We start from the raw sequence: 12544 nt of genomic DNA on the forward strand, positions 1-12544 counted from the left end.
GGCGGCGCCCCGGCGGTGCGCGTCAGGCGGCGTCCCGCAACAGCGCCAGGTCCCGCACGAAGGCGGCGTAGCCCGCGTCCTGCTCGTGCGCCGGCAACCGCAGCAGATACGACGGGTGCACCGTCGCGAACGCACGCGTGTGCGCGTCCAGCTCGATCCACCGGCCGCGCTCGCGCAGCAGGGCGAAGTCGCGTCCGAACACGGCCTGCGCCGCCGTCGCACCGAGGCAGACGATGCGCCTGGGCTTCACGCGCCGGATCTCGGCGTCGAGCCAGTGCCGGCACGCGTTCTGCTCCGCCACCGACGCGCGCTTGTGCAACCGCATCCTGCCGCGCGGTTCGAACTTGAAATGCTTCACCGCGTTGGTGAGGTACATCGCTTCGCGCGGCAGGCCGAGTTCGCCGAGCGCGCGGTCGAGCACCTGTCCGGCAGGGCCGACGAACGGGCGGCCGGCCAGGTCTTCCTGGTCGCCGGGTTGCTCGCCGATCAGCACCGTTTCCGCATCCTCCGGACCTTCACCGAACACGGTCTGCGTCGCGGGTTCCCAGAGCGGGCACGCGCGGCAGGCGCGCGCGGCGATGCGCAGCGCGTCGAGGTCGTCGGCGGCGATCGGTTGCGGCAGCGGCGCCGGTGCGGGAAAACGTTTGCGCGGTTGTGTCGGAGCGGCGTCGACCATCGCGTCCATGCGGCGCGAGGCGTCGCGGACCAGCGGGGCGATCAGCTGTGCTTCGGGCAGGTTCTTCCAGTACTTCACCGGCATCTCGCGCTGCATAGCATCGGTCTTGAGGCGCGCGGGGTTGAAGATGTTGACGTAGTAGGTGCGCCACAGGGCTTCGAGGCGGTCGTCGTCGGGGGCGTCGGATTTCGAGGCGCCGGGGGTGAAGTTCAGGGCGTCGCCGTCCCAGTGCACGCTGCGGTAGGGCGTGAGGATGGACCAGCGCATCGAGGTGAAGCGTTTGGCGAAGAAGGTCGACGCGAGGTCGACGATGTAGTGCGTCGGTTCGAACCAGGCGATGAAGGCGGGGGCGCCGTCGCCGGCGTCGATTTCGCGGAAGCGGACGAAGGCTTTCATCTTGTGGTGGTCACGGCGCACGGCGGAGTGCATGTCGCGCAGGCGGAAGACGTCGGGGTCGGTGATGCGTTCGAGCAGGCGGGGTTCGCCGTGCACGATGCGCCACAGCATGCGGTAGGCGAGGGCGAAACGCTGCGGGTCGCTGTGGGAGAGGAACCACGGGAGGGCGTCGACGAAGTCGCGTGGGACGCGCGGGGTGGTGCGGGATGCACGAGCAACGTCGCTGGGCCCCGGCGTTCGCCGGGGCGACGGGGACGGGGAATGCGCGGTCGAGGTGTGTGTCGGAACGTCGGCGGGCGCGGTGTCGAACAGGCCGCGGTCGTCCGGGCCGACCCAGTCGATGTTTTCGGGCGGCACGTCGTCGGCGAGCAGCGCGCGCGCATGCTCCCGCCATTCGTTCGCGCTGGCGTGGAACTGCAGCGCGACGACGCGGCGCTGCTCAGGCATCGAACAGGCCGCCCTGCTTCGGCGGCGGTGCGAGGCGGGCGCGCAGCGTGGAGGTGTCTTCGTCGCGCAGGCCGGGCGTGTGGTCGGCGGTGATGATGAAGGGCAGCATCTTGCGCAGCGGTGCGCGCAGGCGCGCGAGGTCGTCGAGGCGCAGTTGCTGCAGCTTGCGCAGTTGCACGATGCGCTTGACGTTGCGCACGCCCAGGCCCGGGATGCGCAGCAGCGATTCCTTCGCGGCGCGGTTGATGTCGACAGGGAACAGGTCGCGGTGGCGCAGCGCCCACGCGAGTTTCGGATCGATGTCGAGCGAGAGCATCGGCGATTCGCCGCTCGGTGCGATCTCCTCGACATCGAAGCCGTAGAAACGCAGCAGCCAGTCGGCCTGGTAGAGGCGATGCTCGCGCATCAGCGGCGGCGGCTTCAGCGGCAGCGACAAGGCCGAATCCGGGATCGGGCTGAAGGCCGAGTAATAGACGCGCTTGAGCTGGTAGTTGGCGTAGAGGTTGGTGCTGCTGGCGAGCACGTCGCGGTCGGTGGCGGCGTCGGCGCCGACGATCATCTGCGTGCTCTGGCCGGCGGGGGCGAATCGCGGTGCCTTTTTTTCCTCCTTGGCCTCGTCGATCTTCAGGCGCATGCGGCCCATCGCGCCGCGGATGTCGCGCAGGTTTTTCTCCGGTGCGAGGGCGGCGAGGCCGTGTTCGGTCGGGAGTTCGACGTTGATGCTGAGGCGGTCGGCGTATTTGCCGGCGGCGGCGAGCAATTCGGGCGACGCGTCCGGGATCGTCTTGAGGTGGATATAGCCGCGGAAGCGGTGCTCGACGCGCAGCTTGCGAGCGACCTCGACCACCTGTTCCATCGTGTAGTCCGGGTTGCGGATGATGCCCGACGACAGGAACAGGCCTTCGATGTAGTTGCGGCGGTAGAACGAGAGCGTGAGTTCGACGACTTCTTCGGGCGTGAAACGCGCGCGCTGCACGTTGCTGCTGCGGCGGTTGATGCAGTAGGTGCAGTCGTAGAGGCAGAAGTTCGTCAGCAGGATCTTCAACAGCGAGATGCAGCGGCCGTCGGGTGCGTAGGAATGGCAGATGCCGGCGCCGCCGGTGGAGCCGAGGCCGCCCTTGCCGGCATCGCGCTTCGGCCCGCCGCTCGAGGAGCAGGAGGCATCGTATTTTGCGGCGTCGGCGAGGATGGCGAGTTTGGTGGGGATGTCCATGGATTCGCGCGGCTGGTCGTGATCCGCGGGAGCGGATCGACGAGGAAAGCGTGGGGGTGTCTCAGATGTGGCGACGCGGTGCGGGATGGCAAGCGTCGGTAGTTCTACGTGCGGAAGACGCGCTTCGGATGTTGCAGGTTGCAACGATGTGAAAGCGTTTCCTTCTCCCCGCGGGAGAAGGTGCCCGGCAGGGCGGATGAGGGCGCCACCCGGCAGGATTCGATGCGGGATTTGCCTGCTGAGCTCTGTGTCTGCGGCCAGGTGATCGGTCAAGGGCAGTGCGGACCGGCTCGCCCTCATCCGCCCTGCCGGGCACCTTCTCCCGCGGGGAGAAGGATTGCTTTGTTTTGCCCTTCGATGGCGTGGATCAGCGCAGTAATCTGGACTGAAGCTCGGCCGCGATGCGTGCGGTCTCCCGCAGCGGCGTGCGATCGGTGTCGCGTCCCGGCGCGGCAATGCGCTGGCGTGCGAGGAGGTCGGCGAGGAAAGCCTCGGTCTTGCCGCGCACGGCGGCGATGTCCGGAACCCACACGGCGGCGTGCGTGGCGCAGGCTTCGCTGACGAGGTTGATGGAGTCGGGCGTGACGACGATGCGGTCGGCGATGGCGAGCATGCCGGCGTAGGGATTCGGGCCGTCGGTGTCGCCGTGCCACTGCACGCCGGGCAGGTCGGCGAGGTCGGCGCGCGCGGCGCGGCGCAGCCAGTCGGGGCTGCGCCGCGAGGTGGTGACGAGCAGGCTGCCGTCGTCGCGTGCGTGCTGCGTGCGCAGTTGCGCGGCGAGTGCCGCCCACGCGGCGCGGTCGAGGGCGTAGGCGCGTGTGGGGCCGCCGAGCAGCACCGCGGTGCGCGGCGACGGCAGCGCGCGCAGCGTGGGCCAGGCGTCGCGGGCCTGTGCGAGCCACGCATCGTCGATGGCGTTGAGGGCGCCGAGCGTGGTCAGCACGTTGGGCTCGCGCAACGCATCGTGTTCGGGAACGACGACGGCGTCGAAGTGGCGCGGGTCGATGCGCGGGTCGAGGATCTGCACGGTGCGGATGGTGTTGCCGTGGCGGCGCTTGAGCCAGCGCAGCGCGAGTGCGGCCTGGCGGCCGCAGCCGATGGCGAGGCGGGGTGGTTCGCTGTCGAAATGGGTGGCGACGGATGGGCCGAACGTGGCCGCCTGTGGCGGGATGAGGTGCGGTGCAGCCCAGCGCCATGGCGCCGACGTGGCGAGTCGTATCGTCACCGATGGGCAGTCGAGCGCCGCGGCCAGTGCGAGGGCCTGCTTTTCGTTGCCGGCCGCGCCGTCGGTGATGACCCAGGCGGTGGGCGAGATGCTCATCGCTGCGGAGCCGCTGCTCGGGGAACATCGACGAAATGAAGATCGTCGCTGCGCAGTCCGACCGCAGTCCAGCGAATCGGGCAGGTCAGCGCAAACCTCCTCACCGTCGTCCCGGCGAAAGCCGGGACCCAGTGGCGTTGCTCTGCTCGCGTCGGTCGCGCGCAAAACCAGGAAACGTCACTGGGTCCCGGCTTTCGCCGGGACGACGGATGGGAGGGTGCGGCAGGAAAGGATCGACGCTGGCTTCGTTGCGAGGAGCGCGGGCGTTGCCGCGAGCAGGCGAGACAACGTGCCAGCGCCCAACGGGACAGCGCCCCACGGGACAGCGCCGTGCCAGCAACGCGCCGATCAAGCCGTCCCATCACCGCACCCGCAGCGCCCCACGCGCCGCACACAGATTCATCATCTTGCCCTTGAGGAACTCGACCAGCTGCCGGCTCTTCGGCACCACCTCGCGCCGCCGCGGCAGCACCGCCTTCATCGTCGGCTGCGGCAGCGCGTAGCCGGGCAGCACTTCGACCAGCGTGCCGTCGAGCAGGTGCTGCGCGACGAGGAAGTGCGGCAACGTCGCGATGCCGCACCCGTCCAGCGCCGAGTCGCGCATCACCGCGCCGCTGTTGCTCGACAGGCGCGGATGCACCAGCACGCGCACGGTGTCGTCGCCGAGGCGGAAACGCCATTCGTGGCCGCTCTCGTGGTAGAGGTACTGGATGCAGTCGTGCTCGCGCAGGTCGGCGGGCACCTGCGGCGTGCCGCGGCGTGCGAGGTAGCCGGGCGAGGCGCAGAGGATCAGGTCGAAGCGGAACAGCGGTTCTTCCTGGAACTGGCCGGAGATCGCGGCGCGGTCGGTGATGACGACGTCGTAGCCTTCTTCGGCGGGATTCACGGGCTGGTCGTTGAGCACGAGTTCGAGCGTGAGATCCGCGTGCGACTGTAGGAATTCGTCCAGCGCCGGGCGCAGTGCCATGATGCCGAACGCGGTGGGGCTGGACACGCGCAGCAGGCCGCGCAGGCGCAGCTGGTCTTCCGAGAGGTTGCCTTCGAGCGCGTCGAGTTCTTCCACCAGCCCCGCCACGCGCTGCCGATAGAGCGCGCCCGACTCGGTCAGCCGCACGCGCCGCGTGGTGCGCACCAGCAGCGGCGTGCCGAGCGCGGTTTCGAGCTGGCCGATGCGGCGCGTCACCAGCGACTTCGGCAGGCCGAGCTGGCGCGCGGCTTCGGAGAAGCTCTCCACGTCGGCGACGCGCAGGAAGGTGCGGATGCTGGCGAGATGGTCCATCGGTGCCCACTGTTCACGCGGATCGAACGAGGAATTCGATCCAATCGGGCTTATCGTACGCCAGATGCGTCCATAGACTGGGCGCCATGAATATCACCGTACGCACCTCCGACACCCGCGGCCCGACCCGGCTCGACTGGCTCGACAGCCGCCACACCTTCTCCTTCGGCCACTACTACGACCCGCGCCACATGGGCTTCGGCCCGCTGCGCGTGATCAACGAGGACAAGGTCGCCGCCGGCGGCGGCTTCGCGCCACATAGCCACCGCAACATGGAAATCATCTCGATCGTGCTCGACGGCACCCTGGCGCACAAGGACAGCCTGGGCAACGTGCAGACGCTGGTGCCGGGCGAGGTGCAGCGCATGAGCGCAGGCTCGGGCATCCAGCACAGCGAGTTCAACGGCGACAAGGACAGGCCGGTGCACTTCCTGCAGATCTGGATCATGCCCGACCGCGAGAACACTGCCCCCGGGTATGCGCAGACGATGTTTCCGCTGGAGGACCGTCGCGGGCGCTGGCTGCCGCTGGTGAATCCGGACGGCAGCGACGGTGCGTTGAGTATCCGGCAGGATGCGCGGCTGTTCGGGACGGTGCTGGATGCGGGCGAGTCGCTGGATTACGCCGCGGCCCTGAATCGGAAGCTGTGGCTGCAGGTGGCTGCGGGCAGTGTTCGCGTCGGCGAAAATACGTTGAATGCTGGCGATGGTGCAGCCATCGTCGGGGAAACGGCGGTGAACGTATCGGCGGTGGCGGATGGGACGGAGTTGTATCTGTTCGATCTGGTGCCGTGATTTTTCACCGATCCATTGATTCGGTGACAGGTAGGCCTGTCACCGCCCGAGGCGACACACCACTGGGCCAACCTCACAATCGTCATTCCCGCGAATGCGGGAATCCAGCGCCTTTGTTCTTACCGTAAGACATCAAAACCAAGCAAAGTCACTGGATTCCCGCATTCGCGGGAATGACGTGGCGGAGTGATCCGAAGGAGTTCGTGTTCCATGTCCACGCAGTCCACCACCACGCAAAACACCCCCATCGCCGACCCCGCCCTCGACCAGCTCTTCCGCCACGCGCGCACCTTCGGCTTTGCCCACGACACCTGGCTCGACCGCCCGGTCAGCGACGACCAGCTGCGCCAGGTCTGGGAGCTCGCCAAATGGGGCCCGACCTCGGCCAACATGTCGCCGATGCGTGTCGTCTGGGTGCGTTCGCCGCAGGCCAAGGCACGGCTTGCGCCGCTGCTCGACGACGGCAACCGCGTCCGCACCGTCGAAGCGCCGGCCACGGCCATCGTCGGCATGGACCTGGCCTTCTTCGAGAAGCTGCCGTACCTGTTCCCGCACACCGACGCCAAGTCCTGGTTCGATGCCAAACCGCAGGACGAACTTCACACCATCGCGCTGCGCAACGGCTCGCTGCAGGGTGCCTACCTCATCCTCGCCGCGCGTGCGCTCGGGCTCGACACCGGCCCCATGTCCGGCTTCGACAACGCCGCCGTGGACCGGGAATTTTTTGCCGGCACGCGGGTCAAGTCGAACTTCCTGTGCAATATCGGCTACGGCAACCGTGCCAGCCTGATGCCGCGCAGCCCACGCCTGTCGTTCGACGAGGCCTGCGCGGTCGTCTAGCAAAACGGGAAACGAGCAGGGAGAAACGAGTGAACGCCGCATCGAAACGACCGCTCTCTCTCTCTTTTCACTCCTCTCCACTCGTTCCCAGCTCTTGCTCCACCCTCAACCCGTCAACCGGAGTCACGCCATGAACACCCGCCTCCTCGCCGCCGCCGTCCTCGGCACGCTCTTCACCCTGCCGGCCGTCGCCGCGCCGGTCGTGTACACGATCGACCCGACCCACGCCCAGGTGCAGTTCACCTACAGCCACTTCGGCTACTCGAACATCACCGGACGCTTCGACCGCCTCGAAGGCACGATCACGTACGATCCGTCGAACGTGACGGCGTCCTCGGTCGAGGTGAAGGTCGACACCGCCAGCGTCAGCACCGGCGTCCCGAAGCTCGACCAGCACCTCCAGGCCGACGATTTCCTCGACGTGGCCAAATTCGCCGAGGCCACGTTCAAGAGCACCAAGGTCGAAGAGGCCGGCACCGGCAAGCTCAAGGTCACCGGCGATCTCACCATTCATGGCGTCACGCTGCCGACCACGTTTGACGTCACCGTCAACACCGTGTCCGAACATCCGATGAAGAAGAAGCCGGCGGCCGGTTTCGACGCGGTCGGCACGATCGATCGCACGAAGTTCGGCATCGAGCAGTACGCGCAGGCGACCGGCAACGACGTGAAGCTGTCGATCACGGCGGAAGCCCTGGCCGAGTGATCGGTCAGGTGCGGGTGATCGGGTCCAGATGGGACTGATCGGGGCTGGATGACCGCGGTCGGAATTCCGGCGCGCCTTCGGGCGTGCCGGAACGCCCCGCTCTTGCGAAGAGCCGTGAGCCCGATCCTTCTCCCCTCGGGAGAAGGTGCCGGCAGGCGGATGAGGGCGAGCCACGTCAGGGCTTGCGAACATTGGTGCGAGCCTGCTCTGCTTCGTGTCGTCGTGCTGCATCGGACGCGCAATGGCCGCCAGTTCGAGGCAGCGTGCGGGTGGCGCCCTCATCCGCCTGCCGGCACCTTCTCCCGCAGGGAGAAGGAACGCATCGACATTTCCTTGCTCTGGCGACAGGCGCCGGCCTGCAGGCGCTGGCTGCACCGGAGCAGATGAGTGTCCGTCCCCCCGGACGAGAATCAGCTGCCGCCGAACGCAGGTGATGCGGGTTCGGCCTCGCACCACCCTGCTCCCGTCGCCGCCCCGATCCCCGCGCAACCCCACCCGCGCTACAATCCCGCCCCACCCAGCACACCGCGCGATCCCATGTCCCACGCCGCCCTCCAGGCCAACGCGCAGCAGCGCTACGAAGTCACCCGCGCCGACCTGCCGCTGTCGTGCCCGATGCCGGCGATGGCGCTGTGGAATTCGCATCCGAAGGTGTATCTCCCGGTCGAGGCGAGCGGCTCGGCCAAGTGTCCGTACTGCGGTGCGCAGTACGTGCTGATCGACTGATCGCGCCGCGCGTGCCGCGCGCGCTGACCGTGATGCAGGTGCTGCCGGCGCTGGGCACCGGCGGGGTCGAACGTTCCACCTTGGAGATTGCGGCCGCGCTGGTGGCCGCCGGGCACCGTTCGCTGGTGGTGTCCGCGGGCGGCGATCGCGTGGCCGAGCTCGAACGCGGCGGCAGCACGCATGTCACCCTCGATCTCGGGCGCAAGTCGCTCGCGACCCTGCTGCAGGTGCGCGCGCTGCGCCGGCTGCTGGCGCGCGAGCGGCCGGACATCGTGCATGTGCGCTCGCGCCTGCCGGCGTGGCTGGTGTGGTGGGCGCGGCGTGGATTGCGTGCGTCGAAACCTGCCGTGGTGTCGACCATCCACGGTCTCAATTCGCCGGGCCGTTATAGCGCCATCCTCACGTACGGCGAGCGCGTCATCTGCGTGTCCGACACGGTGCGCACGCACGTGTTGCGGCACTATCCGGGCTGCGATCCGAGGCGCCTGCGCGTGATTCGGCGCGGCATCGATCCGGCGCAGTTCCCGCGCGGGCTCCGGCCGGATGCGCAGTGGCGCGAAACGTTTCTCGCCGACCACCCGCGCCTCGCCGGCGGCACGCTGCTGACCCTGCCCGGACGCGGCACGCGGCTCAAGGGCCACCACGATGCGCTGCAGCTGATCGCACGGTTGCGCAAGGACGGCCGCGACGTGCGCGGCCTGCTGCTCGGCGTGGCCGAGCCGGGTCGGGAACGCTACGTCGCCGAACTCTCCGCGCTCGCGGGCGAACTGGGCATCGCCGATGCCGTCGTGCTGTCGCCGCCGCGGCGCGACGTGCGCGAGGTGCTCGCGATCTCCGCGCTCGTGCTGCAGCTCTCGAACAAGCCAGAAGCCTTCGGCCGCACCGTGGCCGAAGCGTTGAGCCTGGGGCGTCCGGTGCTGGGCTGGGACCACGGCGGCGTCGGCGACGTGCTGGCCGCGCACTTTCCCGCCGGACGTGTGCCGCCCGCCGACATCGACGCGCTGGCGCGGCGTGCCGCCGCGCTGCTCGACGCGCCGCCGTCCGTGCCGCCGTACACCGGCACGACATTGGCCGCGATGCAGGCCGCCACGCTGGCGCTGTACGCCGAGGTCACCGATGCGCGCGGCTGAGCAGACGCCGATCGCCGTCGCCGACCACGCCGTGGCGCGGCCGTGGCGCGTCTGGCTGCTGGTTGCGGTGCCGCTGCTGCTGCCGTTCGGCCGGCTGGGCGAACTGCCGCTGCTGATCGGTGCCATCGTCGGCACGATCGATGTGGCGCGCGCGCCGGGCCTGCTGCGCACGCCGTACGCACGTCTCGCGCTGCTGCTGTTCGGCGCGTACTGGCTGCCGGAGCTCGTGTCCGCCGTCGACAGCGTCGCGCCGCGCAAGAGCTGGCTCGAAGTGGCGAGCGATCTGCGCTATCTGCCGTTCCTGCTGTTCGCCGCGACGGCCTGCCGCGCACCGCGCGACGCGGCGCGGCTCGTCGGTGGCATCGCCGCGGTGCTGGCGCTGTGGTGCGCCGATGCGCTGGTGCAGGCACTCACCGGCTGGAGCCTGGGCGGCGCAGGCACGGTGGATCGCCTCAGCGGCATCTTCGGCGACGACAATCTCAAGCTCGGCGGCGCGGTCGCGGCACTGGCCACGTTCGGACTGTGGTTCGCGTGGACGCGCGGCCGCGCGCGCGGTCTTGCGCTGGCCCTGGTGCCGCTGCTCGTGGTGGTGCTGCTGGCCGGCGCGCGCGCGGCGTGGCTGGTGCTCGCGATCGCGTTTGCGCTGGTGTGCTGGCGTGCGCTCGGGCCACGGCGCGGCCTGCTCGCCGCGGCCGCGGCGCTGCTGATCGCCGCGGCCGCGGGTGTTGCGAGCTACGCGGCATCGCCCCGCTTCGCCGCGCGCGTCGACCGCACCGCGGCTGCCTTCACCGGCGACAGCGCCGCGATCGATCACGCCTTGTCCGGCCGCGTGCCGATCTGGCACACCGCGCTCGCGATGGGCGCGGCGCATCCGATCAACGGTGTCGGGGTGCGCGCCTTCCGCCATGCGTATCCCGCGCACGCCGCCGACGGCGACCGGTGGGTGCGCGACGGCACCGGCGCGCTGCACGCGCACCAGCTGCTGCTGGAGGTCTGGAGCGAAACCGGTGCGTTCGGCCTGCTGGCGTGGCTGCTCGGCGCGCTCGCCGCGTTGCGCGCATGGTTTACCGCCACCGCTGCCGCGCGCGGACGTGCGGCGCCGGCGGCGTATGCCCTGTGCGCCGCGCTGTTTCCGATCAACACGCATTACGCGATGTATTCGAGCGTCTGGGGCTTGCTGCTGATGTTGTTGCTCGCCGCTTGGCTTGCGCTGCTGGCCGCGCCGGAGGGCGACGGATGAGCCGGCCACCGATCAGCGCCGTCGTCACCACCTTCAACAATGCGGCAACGCTGCGCGCCTGCCTCGACAGCCTCGTCTGGTGCGAGGAAATCGTGCTCCTCGATTCCGACAGCACGGACGCCACGCGCACCATCGCCGCCGGGTTCGGCGCACGCATCGTCGTGGAACCGTTCAAAGGCTACGGTCCGCAGAAGCAGTCGGCCATCGACAAGGCGACGCACGACTGGATCCTGCTGCTCGACGCCGACGAATCGCTCGCGCCCGACGCGCGTCCCGCCATCGAGCGCGAACTCGCCGCACCGCGCGCCGACGGCTACCGCCTGCCGCGGCACGAGTGGCTGTTCTGGCGCTGGCCGCATCCGGCGACGCGGCCAAACTGGCAGCTGCGCCTGTTCCGCCGCAGTCGCGGCCGCATGAACGCGGTGCCGGTGCATGCGGCGCCCGAAGTCGACGGCACCGTGGTCGATCTCGACGCGCCGTTCCGCCACTACGGCGAGCCCGATCTCGCGACCCGCGTCGACAAGGTCAATCGTTATTCCACCGGCCTGGTCGATCACAAGCGCGGCAAGCGAGTCCGCTTCGTCGCGCTGCGCCTGCTGCTGTACCCGCCGTTCGCCTTCCTCAGGCTCTACGTCGGCAAGCGCTACTTCCTCAACGGCTGGGCGGGCTACTTCGCGGCGCGCACACAGGCGTTCTACGCGTTCCTCAAGTACGCCAAGGTACTGGAAGCGGCCCGGCGCGATCCGGTGCGATAATCGCCGCATGACCACCAACGACCCCGCCGGCGACACCACCCACTTCGGCTTCCGCGACGTTCCGCGCGCGCAGAAACAGAAACTCGTCGGCGAGGTCTTCACCTCGGTGGCGCAGAAGTACGACCTGATGAACGACCTGATGTCGCTCGGCATCCATCGGGTGTGGAAGCGCTACTTCGTCGCCACCTCGGGCGTGAAGCGCGGCGACCGCGTGCTGGACCTCGCCGGTGGCACCGGCGACATCGCGGCACTGCTGCACGAGCGCGTGGGCGAAACCGGGTCGGTGGTCGTCGGGGACATCAATGCGGGGATGTTGACCGTGGGGCGGGACCGCATGACCGACCGCGGCCTCGTGCGCGGGCTCGACTGGACGCAACTCAACGCCGAAGCGCTGCCGTTTCCGGACGCGAGTTTCGATCTCGTCACGATTGCGTTCGGCCTGCGCAACGTCACCGACAAGCAGCGCGCGCTGGCCGAGATGCATCGCGTGCTGAAGATCGGCGGATGGGCGCTGGTGCTGGAGTTCTCGCAGGTGAAGCCTGCGTGGTTCCGGCCGGTGTACGACTTCCACTCGTTCAAGGTGTTGCCACGGCTCGGGCGCCTGTTCGCGGGCGACGCGGATTCGTACCAGTATCTGGCCGAATCCATCCGCAAGCACCCGCCGCAGGACGAACTGCGCAGGATGATGGAGACGGCGGGGTTCGCGCGTTGCGAGTACCGCAACCTCTCCGGCGGCATCTGCGCGATCCACAGCGGTTACCGCGTCTGAAAGTGTCCGTGTCCCGATTCGGCGGCGGTGACGCCGCCTGAAGTCCCTGCGGAGTTCGCGCCGCACGTCCCGCCGCGCGCAACCGGAACCCGTCGTCCCGGCGAAGGCCGGGACCCAGCGGCGTCGGCTCTTCGCTTGTGCGGCCAGCAGGACAACACCGAGCAACGTCACTGGGTCCCGGCGTTCGCCGGGACGACGGGCAGGGGTTCGCAGCGCCGGAACTCGCACCGTCGCGCCACGCTCGGGTCCGGC

Annotated in this window: 12 protein-coding genes; 8 read left to right on the forward strand and 4 right to left on the reverse strand. The window is 69.2% G+C overall.

The window, feature by feature from the left end; translation table 11 throughout:
- Positions 1–22: 22 nt before the first annotated feature.
- From HNQ52_RS08265 to HNQ52_RS08280, 4 genes are all read right to left on the reverse strand, one after another.
- Positions 23–1519, reverse strand: coding sequence for a UdgX family uracil-DNA binding protein (locus HNQ52_RS08265; RefSeq protein ID WP_183960625.1), 1497 nt, complete (start codon positions 1517–1519; stop codon positions 23–25).
- On the reverse strand, positions 1512–2732 hold the full coding sequence (locus HNQ52_RS08270; protein ID WP_183960626.1) for a putative DNA modification/repair radical SAM protein: 1221 nt from the start codon (positions 2730–2732) through the stop codon (positions 1512–1514). The genes HNQ52_RS08265 and HNQ52_RS08270 overlap by 8 nt, the downstream gene beginning before the upstream one ends.
- Positions 2733–3099: 367 nt before the next feature.
- On the reverse strand, positions 3100–4053 hold the full coding sequence (locus HNQ52_RS08275; protein WP_183960627.1) for a mitochondrial fission ELM1 family protein: 954 nt from the start codon (positions 4051–4053) through the stop codon (positions 3100–3102).
- A gap of 361 nt (positions 4054–4414) precedes the next feature.
- Positions 4415–5332 (reverse strand): LysR family transcriptional regulator, encoded by a 918-nt coding sequence (locus tag HNQ52_RS08280; RefSeq protein WP_183960628.1) that lies wholly within the window; start codon positions 5330–5332, stop codon positions 4415–4417.
- Between the two features lie 86 nt (positions 5333–5418).
- On the opposite strand from HNQ52_RS08280, the gene HNQ52_RS08285 reads away from it, so the two are divergent.
- The 8 genes from HNQ52_RS08285 (at position 5419) to ubiE (ending at position 12292) form a co-directional block, all read left to right on the forward strand.
- Complete coding sequence (locus HNQ52_RS08285; RefSeq protein WP_183960629.1) at positions 5419–6126, forward strand: pirin family protein; 708 nt, start codon at positions 5419–5421, stop codon at positions 6124–6126.
- Positions 6127–6336: 210 nt separating this feature from the next.
- Positions 6337–6966: a malonic semialdehyde reductase gene (locus HNQ52_RS08290; protein ID WP_183960630.1), complete on the forward strand. Its 630-nt coding sequence runs from the start codon at positions 6337–6339 to the stop codon at positions 6964–6966.
- Positions 6967–7096: 130 nt separating this feature from the next.
- Positions 7097–7672, forward strand: coding sequence for a YceI family protein (locus tag HNQ52_RS08295; RefSeq protein ID WP_183960631.1), 576 nt, complete (start codon positions 7097–7099; stop codon positions 7670–7672).
- 537 nt (positions 7673–8209) lie between these two features.
- Positions 8210–8398, forward strand: coding sequence for a zinc-finger domain-containing protein (locus tag HNQ52_RS08300; RefSeq protein ID WP_183960632.1), 189 nt, complete (start codon positions 8210–8212; stop codon positions 8396–8398).
- A gap of 32 nt (positions 8399–8430) precedes the next feature.
- Positions 8431–9528, forward strand: coding sequence for a glycosyltransferase (locus HNQ52_RS08305; protein WP_183960741.1), 1098 nt, complete (start codon positions 8431–8433; stop codon positions 9526–9528).
- The gene (locus HNQ52_RS08310) at positions 9515–10768 is read left to right on the forward strand and encodes an O-antigen ligase family protein (RefSeq protein ID WP_183960633.1); all 1254 of its coding nucleotides are present in this window, start codon (positions 9515–9517) and stop codon (positions 10766–10768) included. Before HNQ52_RS08305 ends, HNQ52_RS08310 begins: the two co-directional genes overlap by 14 nt.
- Positions 10765–11523 carry a glycosyltransferase family 2 protein gene (locus HNQ52_RS08315; RefSeq protein WP_183960634.1) on the forward strand — a complete coding sequence of 253 codons (759 nt, stop codon included), beginning with the start codon at positions 10765–10767 and terminating at the stop codon, positions 11521–11523. Before HNQ52_RS08310 ends, HNQ52_RS08315 begins: the two co-directional genes overlap by 4 nt.
- 7 nt (positions 11524–11530) lie before the next feature.
- A complete protein-coding gene (gene ubiE, locus HNQ52_RS08320; RefSeq protein WP_183960635.1) occupies positions 11531–12292 on the forward strand; it encodes a bifunctional demethylmenaquinone methyltransferase/2-methoxy-6-polyprenyl-1,4-benzoquinol methylase UbiE in 762 nt (253 codons plus the stop codon).
- Positions 12293–12544 lie beyond the last annotated feature (252 nt).

The sequence above is a fragment of the Chiayiivirga flava genome, from assembly GCF_014202825.1.
Classification (GTDB): domain Bacteria; phylum Pseudomonadota; class Gammaproteobacteria; order Xanthomonadales; family Xanthomonadaceae; genus Chiayiivirga; species Chiayiivirga flava.